General features: G+C 56.4%; 13 protein-coding genes, 2 rRNA genes and 1 riboswitch. Of the genes, 8 read left to right on the forward strand and 7 right to left on the reverse strand.

The features are described 5' to 3' along the window. The 5 genes from thiS to rsd all read right to left on the reverse strand — a co-directional run bounded on the left by thiS (position 1) and on the right by rsd (position 4,201). Positions 1-201: a sulfur carrier protein ThiS gene (gene thiS / locus GNG29_RS00965; RefSeq protein WP_156653710.1), complete on the reverse strand. Its 201-nt coding sequence runs from the start codon at positions 199-201 to the stop codon at positions 1-3. Continuing rightward, entirely contained in the window at positions 185-940 is a 756-nt protein-coding gene (locus GNG29_RS00970) for a HesA/MoeB/ThiF family protein (RefSeq protein WP_156653711.1), read from the reverse strand. Before GNG29_RS00970 ends, thiS begins: the two co-directional genes overlap by 17 nt. Beyond that, complete coding sequence (thiE, locus tag GNG29_RS00975; RefSeq protein ID WP_103177808.1) at positions 933-1,568, reverse strand: thiamine phosphate synthase; 636 nt, start codon at positions 1,566-1,568, stop codon at positions 933-935. Before thiE ends, GNG29_RS00970 begins: the two co-directional genes overlap by 8 nt. Beyond that, positions 1,568-3,463 carry a phosphomethylpyrimidine synthase ThiC gene (thiC, locus tag GNG29_RS00980; RefSeq protein ID WP_103177809.1) on the reverse strand — a complete coding sequence of 632 codons (1,896 nt, stop codon included), beginning with the start codon at positions 3,461-3,463 and terminating at the stop codon, positions 1,568-1,570. The genes thiE and thiC overlap by 1 nt, the downstream gene beginning before the upstream one ends. 78 nt (positions 3,464-3,541) lie before the next feature. Continuing rightward, a riboswitch (TPP riboswitch) is annotated at positions 3,542-3,650 on the reverse strand. 53 nt (positions 3,651-3,703) lie between these two features. Beyond that, a complete protein-coding gene (gene rsd, locus GNG29_RS00985) occupies positions 3,704-4,201 on the reverse strand; it encodes a sigma D regulator (RefSeq protein ID WP_103177810.1) in 498 nt (165 codons plus the stop codon). A 95-nt stretch (positions 4,202-4,296) separates the two neighbouring features. On the opposite strand from rsd, the gene nudC reads away from it, so the two are divergent. The 6 genes from nudC (at position 4,297) to GNG29_RS01015 (ending at position 8,651) form a co-directional block, all read left to right on the forward strand. Further along, a complete protein-coding gene (nudC, locus tag GNG29_RS00990) occupies positions 4,297-5,070 on the forward strand; it encodes an NAD(+) diphosphatase (RefSeq protein WP_103177811.1) in 774 nt (257 codons plus the stop codon). 40 nt (positions 5,071-5,110) lie between these two features. Next, on the forward strand, positions 5,111-6,175 hold the full coding sequence (gene hemE, locus GNG29_RS00995; protein WP_103177812.1) for a uroporphyrinogen decarboxylase: 1,065 nt from the start codon (positions 5,111-5,113) through the stop codon (positions 6,173-6,175). Positions 6,176-6,184: 9 nt separating this feature from the next. After that, positions 6,185-6,856: a deoxyribonuclease V gene (nfi, locus tag GNG29_RS01000; RefSeq protein WP_103177813.1), complete on the forward strand. Its 672-nt coding sequence runs from the start codon at positions 6,185-6,187 to the stop codon at positions 6,854-6,856. 41 nt (positions 6,857-6,897) lie between these two features. Beyond that, on the forward strand, positions 6,898-7,488 hold the full coding sequence (locus GNG29_RS01005) for a YjaG family protein (protein WP_103177814.1): 591 nt from the start codon (positions 6,898-6,900) through the stop codon (positions 7,486-7,488). A gap of 186 nt (positions 7,489-7,674) precedes the next feature. Beyond that, a complete protein-coding gene (gene hupA / locus GNG29_RS01010; RefSeq protein WP_032615913.1) occupies positions 7,675-7,947 on the forward strand; it encodes a nucleoid-associated protein HU-alpha in 273 nt (90 codons plus the stop codon). An 11-nt stretch (positions 7,948-7,958) separates the two neighbouring features. Beyond that, entirely contained in the window at positions 7,959-8,651 is a 693-nt protein-coding gene (locus GNG29_RS01015) for a DUF1481 domain-containing protein (RefSeq protein ID WP_103177815.1), read from the forward strand. A gap of 43 nt (positions 8,652-8,694) precedes the next feature. Here the strand turns inward: GNG29_RS01015 and purD are convergent, their stop codons facing one another. Continuing rightward, positions 8,695-9,987, reverse strand: coding sequence for a phosphoribosylamine--glycine ligase (purD, locus tag GNG29_RS01020; RefSeq protein ID WP_103177816.1), 1,293 nt, complete (start codon positions 9,985-9,987; stop codon positions 8,695-8,697). 15 nt (positions 9,988-10,002) lie between these two features. Beyond that, complete coding sequence (gene purH, locus GNG29_RS01025; RefSeq protein ID WP_156653712.1) at positions 10,003-11,592, reverse strand: bifunctional phosphoribosylaminoimidazolecarboxamide formyltransferase/IMP cyclohydrolase; 1,590 nt, start codon at positions 11,590-11,592, stop codon at positions 10,003-10,005. 556 nt (positions 11,593-12,148) lie between these two features. On the opposite strand from purH, the gene GNG29_RS01030 reads away from it, so the two are divergent. Together GNG29_RS01030 and GNG29_RS01035 are read left to right on the forward strand one after the other, a co-directional pair. Continuing rightward, positions 12,149-13,688: ribosomal RNA gene (locus GNG29_RS01030) — 16S ribosomal RNA — on the forward strand. Between the two features lie 224 nt (positions 13,689-13,912). After that, positions 13,913-16,815 (forward strand): 23S ribosomal RNA (locus GNG29_RS01035). Together the 16S and 23S rRNA genes form the textbook arrangement of a ribosomal RNA operon. The last annotated feature ends 42 nt before the right edge of the window (positions 16,816-16,857 follow it).

The raw sequence follows: 16,857 nt of genomic DNA on the forward strand, positions 1-16,857 counted from the left end.
TTAGCCTCCGGCAATCACCTGAAAGAGCAGGATCTGATCGCCTTCGCGCACCTGCTGTTTTTCCCACTGCTCGCGCGGCAGGATCTGTTGATTCAGGGCCAGCGCGACCCCGGGTTTTAACTGGCATAGCTGGGAGAGCAGGGTGGCGATGGTCAATCCCTCCACGCACTGCATCGGTTCGTCGTTAAACAGGATCCGCATGCCGCCCTCCACACACCTGGCATCCGCTGGCGCGCTGCAAAGCCAGCTGCCGCCAGCTTCCCGCCCGGGCGTCGAACAGGCGTAGCGTATTGCGCGTGGCCTCGATGCCGCTGAGCAGCTTGATCGCCTCCAGCGCCTGCAGGGTGCCCATCACGCCAACCACCGGCCCGACAATACCCGCGGTGCGGCAGTTACGCTGCGGCTCTTCATCATCCGGCCACAGGCAGCGGTAGCAGCCCTGGGTCCAGGGGGGCGTGAGCACCATCATCTGTCCGCCAAAGCCCACGGCGCTGGCGGTGATAAGTGGCGTATTGAGCATCACACAGGCGGCATTGATCGCCTGACGGGTAGCCATGTTATCGGTGCAGTCCAGCACCACGTCGGCGCGAGCAATCTCCTCCTGCAGCGCGCTGCCTGCCAGGCGGGTCTGCAGGGCGATCAGCCGGATGTCGGGATTAAGCTGCTGCAGGCGACGCTCTGTCACCTGCGCTTTTGGCTGGGCGATATCGTCGGTGGTAAAGAGGATCTGGCGCTGCAAATTACTCAGATGCACCTCATCATTGTCGGCCAGCACCAGGGTGCCGATCCCGGCGCCGGCCAGGTAGAGCGCCGCCGGGGCGCCTAACCCGCCCAGGCCGACCACCAGCACCCGGCTGGCGAGCAGCTTTTGCTGCCCGTCGATGGCGATATCTTCCAGCAGGATCTGGCGGCTGTAGCGCATAAAGTCACGGTCATTCATCGCCCGCCCCCGCCAGTTGCAATAGCTGTGTTGTCGCCGCCTGCCAGTCGTCGGCCTGAGTAATGGCGCTCACCACCGCGATGCTCCCTACACCGGTCGCCAGAACCGCGGGCGCGCGTTCGAGACTGATACCGCCGATGGCGACGGTGGGGTAATCCCCGAGCCGGTCGATATGGCGGGCCAGCTGTTCCAGCCCCTGCGGGGCCGATGGCATCTGCTTGGTTTGGGTCGGGAAAACGTGCCCCAGCGCGATGTAGGAGGGACGCGCCGCCAGCGCCACGTCGATCTCCATATCGTCGTGGGTCGACACGCCGAGACGCAACCCGGCAGCCCGAATGGCCTCAAGCTCGGTGGTCTCCAGATCCTCCTGGCCCAGATGGACACCGTAAGCCTGGTGCTTGATCGCCAGGCGCCAGTAGTCATTGATAAACAGGCGGGCGTCGTAGCGACGCCCCAGAGCAATGGCCGTGATGACGTCGGCTTCTACCTCATCGTCCTGTTTATCTTTAATGCGCAGCTGGATCGTCTTTACGCCCGCAGCGAGCAGGCGTTCGATCCACGCCACGCTGTCGACCACCGGATAGAGCCCCAGATGAAAGGGCACCGGCGGAAAGTTGGGTTGATACATTACGCCTCCTCTTTTTTGAGGTAGATTTCGCCGCCCCGGGCGCGGAAGGTTTCCGACATATCGGCCATGCCCACTTCGATGGTCTGCGCGGCGGCGTAGTCACGTACCTCCTGGCTGATTTTCATCGAGCAGAATTTTGGCCCGCACATGGAGCAGAAGTGCGCCACTTTGCCGGACTCCTGCGGCAGGGTTTCGTCGTGGTAGGCGCGGGCGGTGAACGGGTCGAGGGCGAGGTTGAACTGATCTTCCCAGCGGAACTCGAAGCGCGCTTTTGACATGGCGTTATCGCGGATCTGCGCCCCCGGATGGCCCTTCGCCAGATCGGCAGCGTGGGCGGCAATTTTGTAGGTGATCAGCCCCTGCTTTACATCCTCTTTGTTTGGCAGGCCGAGGTGCTCTTTCGGCGTGACGTAGCAGAGCATGGCGCAGCCGAACCAGCCGATCATCGCCGCGCCAATCCCCGAGGTGAAGTGGTCATAACCCGGTGCGATATCGGTGGTCAACGGCCCCAGGGTATAGAACGGCGCTTCGTGGCAGTGCTCCAGCTCTTCGGTCATGTTGCGGCGGATCATCTGCATCGGCACGTGGCCCGGGCCTTCGATCATCACCTGCACGTCATACTCCCAGGCGATTTTGGTCAGCTCGCCCAGGGTGTGCAGCTCGGCAAACTGCGCCTCGTCGTTGGCATCGCGAATGGAGCCCGGACGCAGGCCATCGCCCAGCGACAGCGACACGTCGTACGCGGCGCAGATCTCGCAGATTTCGCGGAAGTGTTCATAGAGGAAGTTTTCCCGATGGTGGGAGAGGCACCATTTCGCCATGATTGAACCGCCGCGGGAGACGATACCGGTCAGGCGCTTAGCCGTCATCGGCACGTAGCGCAGCAGCACGCCGGCGTGGATGGTGAAGTAGTCGACGCCTTGCTCGGCCTGCTCCAGCAGGGTATCCCGGAAGGCCTCCCAGGTGAGATCTTCGGCGATGCCGTTCACTTTCTCCAGCGCCTGGTAGATGGGCACCGTACCAATGGGCACCGGGCTGTTACGCAGGATCCACTCGCGGGTTTCGTGAATATAGCGCCCGGTAGAGAGGTCCATCACCGTGTCCGCGCCCCAGCGGGTCGACCAGACCAGTTTCTCCACCTCCTCTTCGATAGACGAGGTGACCGCTGAGTTACCGATGTTGGCATTCACTTTCACCAGGAAGTTACGGCCGATAATCATCGGCTCCGACTCCGGGTGGTTAATGTTGGCCGGGATAATGGCGCGCCCGGCAGCGACTTCGTCACGGACAAACTCCGGGGTGATGTTCTCCGGCAGGCGGGCACCAAACCCTTCGCCCGGATGCTGGTGGCGCAGCACGTCGGTACGGATGCGCTCGCGGCCCATGTTTTCGCGAATGGCGATAAACTCCATCTCCGGGGTTACGATCCCCTGACGGGCGTAGTGCAGCTGGGTGACGCATTTGCCCGCTCTGGCACGTTTCGGCGTAAGAAGGCCGGTGAAGCGCAGCTCGTCCAGACCATCATCGGCCAGGCGCTCCCGGGTGTAAGCTGAGCTTTGTTCGGTTAGCGCTTCGCAATCGTTACGTGCGTCAATCCAGGGTTGGCGCAGTTTCGCCAGCCCCTGCTGCACGTTGATGGTTATCGCCGGATCGCCGTACGGGCCGGACGTGTCGTAGACCGGCACTGCTTCGTTCTCTTCAAACTGGGGAGCCTCTTTGCTGCCGCCGACGAGCGTCGGACTGAGCTGGATCTCGCGCATGGGCACGCGAATATCCTCCCGGGAACCGGTCAGATAGATGCGTTTTGAGTTAGGGAAAGCGGTGCCTTCCAGGGTGTCGATAAAGTGTTGGGCTTGTGCGCGCTGTTCGCGGCGGGTCAATTTTGTGGCAGACATAGCTCGTTCCAGAAAGTGAGGAAGTGGCTTGTCAGACGACGGATGAAGCAAGAGAGGATCGCCCGGCGGCGATACATGAACAGATTGACTCTTGTTCCCTTCGCAGGTTTTAACCTGATCAGGTTCCGCGGATCCCGAATTAACGGTCTCAGCCCGGCTTTCGCACTGGGCACTCCGACAAGAATGTGCTCCCCTACAGCGGGAGCAGTAAATGTAAATTACGCGTTAACGATAAATAACTCAAGCCGGTCGGGTGACGTTATCTTCGTTACTCGCTTTCAAATTGTGATCCAGCGCAAGGGCGATCAGGTTGTCTTCCAGCGTAAACCGCTGCTCCAGCGCCTCGCCGATATCAGAGAGGGCCTGCTGAAATTCCAGATAATTATCCTGATCGATGGCATTCTCGAGCGTGGAGTCGTAATAATCCATGATTTGCTGGGTATTGGCTTCCAGCAGAGGATAGAGTTTGGTGGCCGCTAAAAACGGGCTGTTACCTTCCATTTCACCGATAATACGCTCATAAATATTGAAATGGCCGTTAGAAAGGTAATCGACCAGGCTCTGACAGAAATCGTCCAGCGCTTTTTCGTTCAGGCGCATATAGGACTCTTTGCCCGGTTTAATGCCAACAAGGTTGTAGTAGGCAACAAGCAGATGTTTCCGCACGTGCAGCCAGCGATCGACCAGGTTGTTACATCCGCCAACGCGTTCTGTCAGGTTTTCTAGCTGGTTTAGCATGTTTGACTCCGCAAGGTTAAGATTAAATTCTGCCCGCCCAAAATGTAATAGTATTGTTACCAACATGCCTGTGAAGCAAAGGTAGTGCAATAGATATGGATCGTATAATTGAAAAATCGGATCGCGGCTGGTGGTTAGTCAGCCATGAACAAAAATTATGGTTGCCCGGTGGTGAATTACCACATGGCGAGGCCGGAAATTTCGATCTTGCGGGTCAACCCGCACTTAATATCGGGGAGTGGCAGGGCGATCCTGTGTGGTTGATCCAACAAAATCGCCGTCACGATATGGGATCGGTACGCCAGGTGCTCGATCTTGATGTGGGTCTGTTCCAGCTGGCCGGACGTGCTGTGCAGTTGGCCGAGTTTTATCGCTCGCATAAATACTGCGGCTACTGTGGTCACACCATGCACCCAAGCAAAACCGAGTGGGCCATGCTCTGCGGCCACTGCCGCGAACGTTACTACCCGCAAATCGCGCCGTGCATCATCGTCGCCATTCGTCGTGAAGAGACTATCCTGCTGGCGCAACACACGCGTCATCGTAACGGGGTGCATACCGTGCTGGCCGGGTTTGTCGAAGTGGGCGAAACGCTGGAGCAGGCTGTCGCCCGGGAAGTGATGGAAGAGAGCGGCATCAAGGTGAAGAACCTGCGCTATGTCACCTCCCAGCCGTGGCCGTTCCCGCAGTCGTTGATGACCGCTTTTATGGCCGAATATGACAGCGGCGAGATCGTCATCGACCCGAAAGAGCTGCTGTCAGCCGACTGGTATCGCTACGACGATTTACCGCTGCTCCCGCCGCCAGGCACCGTGGCGCGTCGCCTGATAGAAGATACCGTGGCAATGTGTCGGGCCGACTATGAATGACGTGATACACTGGGGACAAGACGCTTAAGGAACTGCAAAAATGACCGAACTGAAGAACGATCGTTATCTGCGTGCGCTGCTGCGCCAACCCGTTGATGTCACCCCGGTATGGATGATGCGCCAGGCGGGTCGCTATCTACCGGAATATAAAGCCACCCGGGCGCAGGCAGGCGATTTCATGTCCCTGTGCAAAAACGCGGAGCTGGCCTGTGAGGTAACGCTTCAGCCGCTGCGCCGCTACCCGCTGGACGCGGCGATCCTCTTCTCCGACATCCTGACCATCCCGGACGCGATGGGGCTTGGCCTGTACTTCGAAACCGGCGAAGGCCCGCGCTTTAGCTCGCCGATTAAGAGCAAAGCGGAGATCGACAACCTGCCTGTCCCGGACCCGGAGCAGGAACTCGGTTATGTGATGAACGCGGTGCGCACCATTCGCCGCGAGCTGAAAGGCGACGTGCCGCTGATTGGGTTCTCCGGCAGCCCGTGGACCCTGGCGACCTACATGGTCGAAGGGGGCAGCAGCAAAGCCTTTACCGTGATCAAGAAGATGATGTACGCCGATCCGCTGGCGCTCCATGCTCTGCTCGACAAGCTGGCGAAAAGCGTCACCCTCTATCTGAATGCCCAGATCAAAGCGGGCGCTCAGTCGGTGATGATCTTCGACACTTGGGGTGGGGTACTGACGGGTCGCGACTATCAGCAGTTCTCGCTCTACTACATGCATAAAATCGTTGATGGCCTGCTGCGTGAAAACGAAGGCCGTCGCGTGCCGGTAACGCTGTTCACCAAAGGCGGCGGCCAGTGGCTGGAGGCGATGGCAGAAACCGGCTGTGATGCGCTGGGCCTCGACTGGACCACCGATATTGCCGATGCCCGCCGCCGCGTGGGTGACAAAGTCGCCCTGCAAGGCAACATGGATCCGTCTATGCTGTATGCTCCGGCCGCCCGAATTGAAGAAGAAGTCGCGACCATTTTGGCGGGCTTCGGTCAGGGCGAGGGCCATGTCTTTAACCTGGGGCACGGTATTCATCAGGATGTACCGCCAGAGCATGCAGGCGTGTTTGTGGAGGCGGTGCACCGACTTTCTGCCCAGTACCACCCGTAAGGAGTCGTTATGGATCTTGCGTCACTTCGCGCTCAACAACTTAAACTCGCTGCGTCTGTATCCCGTGAGGATCGTCTGGATAAAGACCCACCCTCGCTGATTGCGGGGGCCGATGTGGGGTTTGAGCAGGGGGGAGAGGTGACGCGGGCGGCGATAGTGCTGCTGACGTACCCCGACCTGGAACTGGTTGAGTATCAGGTAGCGCGGATCGCCACTACCATGCCGTATATCCCCGGCTTCCTCTCTTTTCGTGAATATCCCGCGCTGCTGGCGGCGTGGGATCAGCTCTCGCAAAGACCCGATCTGCTGTTCGTTGACGGGCATGGCATCTCCCACCCGCGCCGTCTCGGCGTCGCCAGCCATTTTGGGCTGCTGGTGGATGTCCCGACCATCGGCGTGGCGAAAAAACGCCTCTGCGGTAAGTTTGATCCCCTGTCGCCCGAACCCGGCGCGCTGGCACCGTTAATGGATAAAGGCGAACAGCTGGCGTGGGTCTGGCGCAGCAAAGCCCGGTGTAATCCACTGTTCGTCGCCACCGGCCATCGCGTCAGTACCGACACCGCGCTGGCGTGGGTGCAGCGCTGTATGCGGGGCTACCGGCTACCGGAGCCGACCCGCTGGGCCGATGCGGTAGCGTCCGGGCGTCCGGCGTTTGTTCGTTGGCAGGAAATTCAGCGCTGAATCAGGTAAACTGCGGCCAATTTTCGATTCGAGACATCATCATGTTACAAAACCCGATTCACCTGCGCCTTGAGAAGCTGGAAAGCTGGCAGCACGTCACATTTATGGCCTGTCTGTGCGAACGTATGTATCCGAACTATGCCATGTTCTGCAAGCAGACCGAATTTGGTGATGGTCAACTCTATCGTCGTATTCTCGATCTGGTGTGGGAAACGCTGACGGTTAAAGATGCGAAGGTAAACTTCGACTCCCAGCTCGATAAGCTGGAAGAGGCGATCCCGGTTGCCGATGACTATGATGTCTATGGCGTCTATCCGGCAATTGATGCCTGTGTAGCGCTAAGTGAACTGATTCACTCGCGTCTGAGTGGTGAAACGCTGGAACATGCCATCGAAGTCAGTAAGGCCTCTATTACTACCGTAGCGATGCTGGAGATGACCCAGGAAGGGCGTGAAATGACCGATGAAGAGCTCCGTCTGAACCCGGCCATTGAGCAGGAATGGGACATCCAGTGGGAAATTTTCCGTTTGCTGGCGGAGTGCGAAGAACGCGATATCGAACTGATTAAAGGTCTACGCGCAGACTTGCGTGAGGCAGGCGAGAGTAACATTGGTATAAATCTTAACCAGTGAGACAACAAAACGTGATTTAACGCCTGTTTTGTCATGCCTCTACTCTTCCCTTCTGCCCCCCGTCTGGTCTACATTTGGGGGGCGAAAAAAAGTGGCTATCGGTGCGTGTATGCAGGAGAGTGCTTTTTTGGCATTTTCGTCGCACTCGATGCTTAGCAAGCGATAAACACATTGAAAGGATAACTTATGAACAAGACTCAACTGATTGATGTAATTGCGGACAAAGCTGACCTGTCTAAAGTACAGGCTAAAGCTGCTCTGGAATCCACCCTGGCTGCAATTACTGAGTCTCTGAAAGAAGGCGATGCTGTACAACTGGTAGGTTTCGGTACCTTCAAAGTGAACCACCGCGCTGAGCGTACTGGCCGCAACCCGCAGACCGGTAACGAAATCAAAATCGCTGCAGCTAACGTGCCAGCATTTGTTTCTGGCAAAGCACTGAAAGACGCAGTTAAGTAAGCCGCGTAGCAGTGAACAGTTTTATCGAGGGGGCGGTTTCGCCCCTTTTGTCTGTCTGGCGCCAGGTGACGGTGCTGGCAGGCATATTTGTATTAACCGCCTGTAGCCATGACTCCTCCCTGCCGCCTTTTACCGCCAGCGGCTACGCTGACGATCAGGGCGCGGTACGCGTCTGGCGTAAAGATTCAGATGACGAAGTGCATCTCCTCTCCGCGTTTAGCCCCTGGCACAGCGGCAGTACCACCACCAGTGAATATCGCTGGCAGGGCGATACGCTCGTCTGGATCGACGTAAACATCTACAGCAAAGTCCCCGAGCATGTGCGGGTACGCTTTGACGACCACGGTGAGCTGAGCTTTATGCAGCACGAAACCGGTGGCCTTAAACAGCAACTCTCTACCGATCAAATCGAGCTTTACCGCTACCGCGCCGCGCAGATTCGCCAGACCAGCGACGCGCTGCGACAGGGAAGGGTCGTGCTACATCAGGGGCGCTGGCATGTTGACGGCTCCGTGACAACGTGTGAAGGCCAGACCCTGAAGCCGGATCTCGATAGCTGGGCAACGGAACATATTGCACGCCGGCAGAGTCACTCCTCCATGGCAGTGAGCGTGGCGTGGCTGGAAGCGCCTGAAGGATCACAGCTGCTGCTGGTGGCGAACGAAGATTTTTGTACCTGGCAGCCGACAGAGAAGAGTTTCTGAAAATCCCCCTCCCTTGCGGGAGAGGGACTGGTGAAGGGGGGAGTTACTTCCCTTGCTCGCGCGCAATGGCGCGGTAACCAATATCGTTACGGCTGAAGCTACCGTTCCAGTGAATATCCGCCATCAGGGCATAGGCGCGTTGCTGCGCTTCTGCGACGGTGTTGCCCAGCGCCGTGGCGCACAGGACGCGGCCACCGTTAGTCAGCACGCGTTCGTCATCGGAGAGCTTAGTCCCCGCATGGAATACCTTCGCGCCTTCGATGGCTTCCAGCGGCAGGCCGTGGATCTCATCGCCGGTGTTGTAGTTGCCCGGATAACCGCCCGCCGCAATTACCACGCCCAGAGAAGCACGCTCATCCCACTCCGAGCGCTTTTCGTCCAGCTTGCCTTCGCAGGCCGCCAGGCACAGCTCCACCAGATCGGATTTCATGCGCAGCATGATTGGCTGCGTTTCTGGGTCGCCAAAGCGGCAGTTGAACTCGATAACCTTCGGGTTGCCCTGTTTGTCGATCATCAGGCCAGCATAGAGGAAACCAGTGTAGGTATTGCCTTCCGCCGCCATTCCTTTAACGGTAGGCCAGATGATGCGGTCCATGGTGCGCTGGTGAACTTCATCCGTCACCACAGGAGCAGGGGAGTAAGCCCCCATCCCGCCGGTATTCGGGCCGGTATCGGCATCGCCAACGCGCTTATGATCCTGGCTGGTGGCCATCGGCAGCACATGCTCGCCGTCGACCATGACGATAAAGCTCGCCTCTTCGCCATCAAGAAACTCTTCGATAACGATACGGTGGCCTGCATCACCAAAAGCGTTACCTGCCAGCATATCCTGAACGGCAGCTTCTGCTTCTTCGAGCGTCATCGCCACGATAACGCCTTTACCCGCTGCCAGACCGTCGGCTTTGATCACAATCGGCGCGCCTTTTTCACGTAAGTAGGCCAGCGCGGGCTCCACTTCGGTGAAGTTCTGATATTCCGCGGTCGGAATGTTGTGACGCGCGAGGAAATCTTTGGTGAAGGCTTTGGAGCCTTCGAGCTGCGCGGCGCCTTCGGTCGGGCCGAAGATGGTCAGGCCCGCGGCACGGAATGCGTCTACCACGCCAATGACCAGCGGCGCTTCCGGACCCACAATGGTCAGATCGATTTTTTCACTCTGGGCAAAGCTCAGCAGCGCCGGGATATCGGTTACGCCGATAGCGACGTTCTGCAGGGTAGGCTCCAGGGCGGTACCGGCGTTACCCGGTGCCACAAAGACGGTTTCAACCTGCGCAGACTGCGCCGCTTTCCACGCCAGGGCGTGCTCGCGCCCGCCGTTACCAATCACTAATACTTTCATTCTCTGCTCCGGGAATTAATGGCGGAAATGACGCATGTCGGTGAAGATCATCGCGATGCCATGTTCATCGGCGGCGGCAATGACTTCGTCGTCGCGGATTGAGCCGCCAGGCTGGATCACGCAGGTGATGCCCACTGCCGCAGCTGCATCGATACCGTCACGGAACGGGAAGAACGCGTCGGACGCCATGGCGGAGCCTTTAACTTCCAGACCTTCGTCGCCCGCTTTAATCCCGGCGATTTTCGCAGAGTAAACGCGGCTCATCTGGCCCGCGCCTATACCGATGGTCATGTTCTCTTTCGCATAGACGATGGCGTTGGATTTCACGAACTTCGCCACTTTCCAGCAGAACAGCGCGTCACGCAGCTCCTGCTCCGTAGGCTGACGTTTGGTGACGACACGCAGATCTTTCTCGCTGACCATGCCCAGGTCACGATCCTGAACCAGCAGGCCACCGTTCACACGCTTGAAGTCGAGACCCGGAACGCGTTCCGCCCACTGACCGCAGACCAGCACGCGCACGTTCTGTTTTGTCGCGGTGATTTTCAGGGCGTCTTCGGTGGCCGAAGGGGCAATAATCACTTCAACAAACTGACGGGAGATGATCGCCTGAGCGGTTTCGGCATCCAGCTCGCGGTTAAACGCGATAATGCCGCCAAACGCTGAGGTCGGGTCAGTTTTGTACGCACGATCGTAAGCATCCAGAATAGAGGTGCTTACCGCGACGCCGCATGGGTTCGCATGCTTCACGATAACGCAGGCGGGCTCGCTGAACTCTTTCACGCACTCCAGTGCCGCGTCGGTATCCGCAATGTTGTTATAGGAGAGTGCTTTACCCTGCACCTGCTGCGCAGTGGCAAGGGAGGCTTCTTTTACCTCTTCTTCTATATAGAAGGCAGCCTGCTGGTGGCTGTTCTCGCCGTAGCGCATATCCTGCTTCTTAATGAAGTTGAGGTTTAAGGTGCGGGAGAAGCGACCAGAGGGATCTTTGCTTTCGCCATGGTAGGCAGGGACCAGACTACCGAAGTAGTTGGCGATCATGCTGTCGTAAGCGGCGGTATGTTCAAAGGCCTTAATGGCGAGGTCGAAACGGGTCTCGAGATTCAGTGAGCCTTCGTTGGCATCCATCTCTTTAATAATGGCGTCGTAGTCGCTGCTCTTTACGACGATGGCCACATCCTTATGGTTCTTGGCGGCGGAGCGCACCATGGTCGGCCCACCGATATCGATATTCTCTACCGCATCCTCCAGAGAGCAGCCTTCACGGGCAACGGTCTGGGCGAATGGATAAAGGTTAACAACCACCATGTCGATTGGCGCAATCCCGTGCTGATCCATAATGCCGTCATCCTGACCGCGACGTCCCAGAATGCCGCCGTGGACTTTCGGGTGCAGGGTTTTGACGCGTCCATCCATCATTTCCGGGAAGCCGGTGTAATCAGACACTTCGGTTACCGGCAGGCCTTTATCTGCTAACAGGCGAGCAGTACCGCCTGTGGACAGCAGCTCTACGCCACGTGCAGAAAGTGCCTGAGCGAATTCAACGATACCGGCTTTATCAGAAACACTGAGCAGAGCGCGGCGGATTGGACGACGTTGTTGCATGGTAAATCCCCTGGATTTGACGATTACAGAGAGCGTTAGGTGAATTTTCCCGATAAAAACTCAACTAACACACCTGGCGGGGCGCTTTATTTAGCGCGAGCATTTTAACGAAAACGTTTGCGCAACGCTCGCACATTTTCACTTTTTCGTCACGTTGTGGATAAGTCTGTGTGTAATCAGGTATAAGGCGGGCTTTTGCTGGGGAATGCAGCAGTCAGTCATTTTTATGACATTTAAGGGTTGCGGGCGCCGGAGAACTCCCTATAATGCGCCTCCATCGACACGGCAGATGTGAATCACTTCACACTAACAGCCGGGCCGGTTGAGGAGAAAAGCGAAAATAATCGCTTGACTCTGAAAGAGGAAAGCGTAATATACGCCACCTCGCAACGGTGAGCGAAAGCCACGTTGCACTGCTCTTTAACAATTTATCAGACAATCTGTGTGGGCACTCAAAGTGACATGGATTCTTAACGTCCTCGGACGAAAAATGAATACCAAGTCTCTGAGTGAACACGTAATTCATTACGAAGTTTAATTCACGAGCATCAAACTTAAATTGAAGAGTTTGATCATGGCTCAGATTGAACGCTGGCGGCAGGCCTAACACATGCAAGTCGAACGGTAGCACAGAGAGCTTGCTCTCGGGTGACGAGTGGCGGACGGGTGAGTAATGTCTGGGAAACTGCCTGATGGAGGGGGATAACTACTGGAAACGGTAGCTAATACCGCATAACGTCGCAAGACCAAAGAGGGGGACCTTCGGGCCTCTTGCCATCGGATGTGCCCAGATGGGATTAGCTAGTAGGTGGGGTAATGGCTCACCTAGGCGACGATCCCTAGCTGGTCTGAGAGGATGACCAGCCACACTGGAACTGAGACACGGTCCAGACTCCTACGGGAGGCAGCAGTGGGGAATATTGCACAATGGGCGCAAGCCTGATGCAGCCATGCCGCGTGTATGAAGAAGGCCTTCGGGTTGTAAAGTACTTTCAGCGAGGAGGAAGGCATTGTGGTTAATAACCGCAGTGATTGACGTTACTCGCAGAAGAAGCACCGGCTAACTCCGTGCCAGCAGCCGCGGTAATACGGAGGGTGCAAGCGTTAATCGGAATTACTGGGCGTAAAGCGCACGCAGGCGGTCTGTTAAGTCAGATGTGAAATCCCCGGGCTCAACCTGGGAACTGCATTTGAAACTGGCAGGCTTGAGTCTTGTAGAGGGGGGTAGAATTCCAGGTGTAGCGGTGAAATGCGTAGAGATCTGGAGGAATACCGGTGGCGAAGGCGGCCCCCTGGACAAAGACTGACGCTCAGGTGCGAAAGCGTGGGGAGCAAACAGGATTAGATACCCTGGTAGTCCACGCCGTAAACGATGTCGACTTGGAGGTTGTGCCCTTGAGGCGTGGCTTCCGGAGCTAACGCGTTAAGTCGACCGCCTGGGGAGTACGGCCGCAAGGTTAAAACTCAAATGAATTGACGGGGGCCCGCACAAGCGGTGGAGCATGTGGTTTAATTCGATGCAACGCGAAGAACCTTACCTACTCTTGACATCCAGAGAACTTGCCAGAGATGGCTTGGTGCCTTCGGGAACTCTGAGACAGGTGCTGCATGGCTGTCGTCAGCTCGTGTTGTGAAATGTTGGGTTAAGTCCCGCAACGAGCGCAACCCTTATCCTTTGTTGCCAGCGGTCCGGCCGGGAACTCAAAGGAGACTGCCAGTGATAAACTGGAGGAAGGTGGGGATGACGTCAAGTCATCATGGCCCTTACGAGTAGGGCTACACACGTGCTACAATGGCGCATACAAAGAGAAGCGACCTCGCGAGAGCAAGCGGACCTCATAAAGTGCGTCGTAGTCCGGATTGGAGTCTGCAACTCGACTCCATGAAGTCGGAATCGCTAGTAATCGTAGATCAGAATGCTACGGTGAATACGTTCCCGGGCCTTGTACACACCGCCCGTCACACCATGGGAGTGGGTTGCAAAAGAAGTAGGTAGCTTAACCTTCGGGAGGGCGCTTACCACTTTGTGATTCATGACTGGGGTGAAGTCGTAACAAGGTAACCGTAGGGGAACCTGCGGTTGGATCACCTCCTTACCTTAAAGAACCTGCCTTTGCAGTGCTCACACAGATTGTCTGATGAATGATGAACTTCTGAATGTACTTTTGAGTGCATTAAGAAGTTTTGCTCTTTAAAAATCTGGATCAAGCTGAAAATTGAAACGACACACTGTGTCTGTTCTCCGTAATAAGAACAGATGAAGGTGTGTTCGAGTCTCTCAAATTTTCACAACACGAAGTGAAACAGCTTCGGGTTGTGAGGTTAAGCGACTAAGCGTACACGGTGGATGCCCTGGCAGTCAGAGGCGATGAAGGACGTGCTAATCTGCGAAAAGCGCCGGCGAGGTGATATGAACCCTTGACCCGGCGATGTCCGAATGGGGAAACCCAGTGCAATCCGTTGCACTATCGTTAGCTGAATACATAGGCTAACGAGGCGAACCGGGGGAACTGAAACATCTAAGTACCCCGAGGAAAAGAAATCAACCGAGATTCCCCCAGTAGCGGCGAGCGAACGGGGAGCAGCCCGGAGTCTGAATCAGCTTGTGTGTTAGTGGAAGCGTCTGGAAAGTCGCAGGGTACAGGGTGATACTCCCGTACACGAAAGCACACATGCTGTGAACTCGAAGAGTAGGGCGGGACACGTGGTATCCTGTCTGAATATGGGGGGACCATCCTCCAAGGCTAAATACTCCTGACTGACCGATAGTGAACCAGTACCGTGAGGGAAAGGCGAAAAGAACCCCGGCGAGGGGAGTGAAAAAGAACCTGAAACCGTGTACGTACAAGCAGTGGGAGCATCCTTCGGGGTGTGACTGCGTACCTTTTGTATAATGGGTCAGCGACTTATATTCTGTAGCAAGGTTAACCGTATAGGGGAGCCGAAGGGAAACCGAGTCTTAACTGGGCGTTAAGTTGCAGGGTATAGACCCGAAACCCGGTGATCTAGCCATGGGCAGGTTGAAGGTTGGGTAACACTAACTGGAGGACCGAACCGACTAATGTTGAAAAATTAGCGGATGACCTGTGGCTGGGGGTGAAAGGCCAATCAAACCGGGAGATAGCTGGTTCTCCCCGAAAGCTATTTAGGTAGCGCCTCGTGAATTCATCTCCGGGGGTAGAGCACTGTTTCGGCTAGGGGGCCATCCCGGCTTACCAACCCGATGCAAACTGCGAATACCGGAGAATGTTATCACGGGAGACACACGGCGGGTGCTAACGTCCGTCGTGAAGAGGGAAACAACCCAGACCGCCAGCTAAGGTCCCAAAGTCATGGTTAAGTGGGAAACGATGTGGGAAGGCACAGACAGCCAGGATGTTGGCTTAGAAGCAGCCATCATTTAAAGAAAGCGTAATAGCTCACTGGTCGAGTCGGCCTGCGCGGAAGATGTAACGGGGCTAAACCATGCACCGAAGCTGCGGCAGCGACACTATGTGTTGTTGGGTAGGGGGAGCGTTCTGTAAGCCTGCGAAGGTGTGCTGTGAGGCATGCTGGAGGTATCAGAAGTGCGAATGCTGACATAAGTAACGATAAAGCGGGTGAAAAGCCCGCTCGCCGGAAGACCAAGGGTTCCTGTCCAACGTTAATCGGGGCAGGGTGAGTCGACCCCTAAGGCGAGGCCGAAAGGCGTAGTCGATGGGAAACAGGTTAATATTCCTGTACTCGGTGTTACTGCGAAGGGGGGACGGAGAAGGCTATGTTGGCCGGGCGACGGTTGTCCCGGTTTAAGCATGTAGGCGGAGGTTCCAGGTAAATCGGTACCTTGTTAACGCTGAGGTGTGATGACGAGGCACTACGGTGCTGAAGCAACAAATGCCCTGCTTCCAGGAAAAGCCTCTAAGCATCAGGTAACATCAATCGTACCCCAAAACCGACACAGGTGGTCAGGTAGAGAATACCAAGGCGCTTGAGAGAACTCGGGTGAAGGAACTAGGCAAAATGGTGCCGTAACTTCGGGAGAAGGCACGCTGATATGTAGGTGAAGCCCCTGCGGGTGGAGCTGAAATCAGTCGAAGATACCAGCTGGCTGCAACTGTTTATTAAAAACACAGCACTGTGCAAACACGAAAGTGGACGTATACGGTGTGACGCCTGCCCGGTGCCGGAAGGTTAATTGATGGGGTCAGCGGCAACGCGAAGCTCTTGATCGAAGCCCGGTAAACGGCGGCCGTAACTATAACGGTCCTAAGGTAGCGAAATTCCTTGTCGGGTAAGTTCCGACCTGCACGAATGGCGTAATGATGGCCAGGCTGTCTCCACCCGAGACTCAGTGAAATTGAAATCGCTGTGAAGATGCAGTGTACCCGCGGCAAGACGGAAAGACCCCGTGAACCTTTACTATAGCTTGACACTGAACACTGGTCCTTGATGTGTAGGATAGGTGGGAGGCTTTGAAGCGTGGACGCCAGTCTGCGTGGAGCCGTCCTTGAAATACCACCCTTTAATGGCTGGTGTTCTAACGTAGACCCGTTACCCGGGTTGCGGACAGTGTCTGGTGGGTAGTTTGACTGGGGCGGTCTCCTCCTAAAGAGTAACGGAGGAGCACGAAGGTCAGCTAATCCTGGTCGGACATCAGGAGGTTAGTGCAATGGCATAAGCTGGCTTGACTGCGAGAGTGACGGCTCGAGCAGGTGCGAAAGCAGGTCATAGTGATCGGTGGTTCTGTATGGAAGGGCCATCGCTCAACGGATAAAAGGTACTCCGGGGATAACAGGCTGATACCGCCCAAGAGTTCATATCGACGGCGGTGTTTGGCACCTCGATGTCGGCTCATCACATCCTGGGGCTGAAGTAGGTCCCAAGGGTATGGCTGTTCGCCATTTAAAGTGGTACGCGAGCTGGGTTTAGAACGTCGTGAGACATTCGGTCCCTATCTGCCGTGGGCGCTGGAGAATTGAGGGGGGCTGCTCCTAGTACGAGAGGACCGGAGTGGACGCATCACTGGTGTTCGGGTTGTCATGCCAATGGCACTGCCCGGTAGCTAAATGCGGAAGAGATAAGTGCTGAAAGCATCTAAGCACGAAACTTGCCCCGAGATGAGTTCTCCCTGACCCTTTGAGGGTCCTGAAGGAACGTTGAAGACGACGACGTTGATAGGCCGGGTGTGTAAGCGCAGCGATGCGTTGAGCTAACCGGTACTAATGAACCGTGAGGCTTAACCTTACAACGCCGAAGCTGTTTCGGTGGATTTGAGAGATTTTCAGC

The sequence above is a fragment of the Leclercia sp. Colony189 genome (assembly GCF_009740165.1).
In the GTDB taxonomy this organism is placed as follows: Bacteria; Pseudomonadota; Gammaproteobacteria; order Enterobacterales; family Enterobacteriaceae; genus Enterobacter.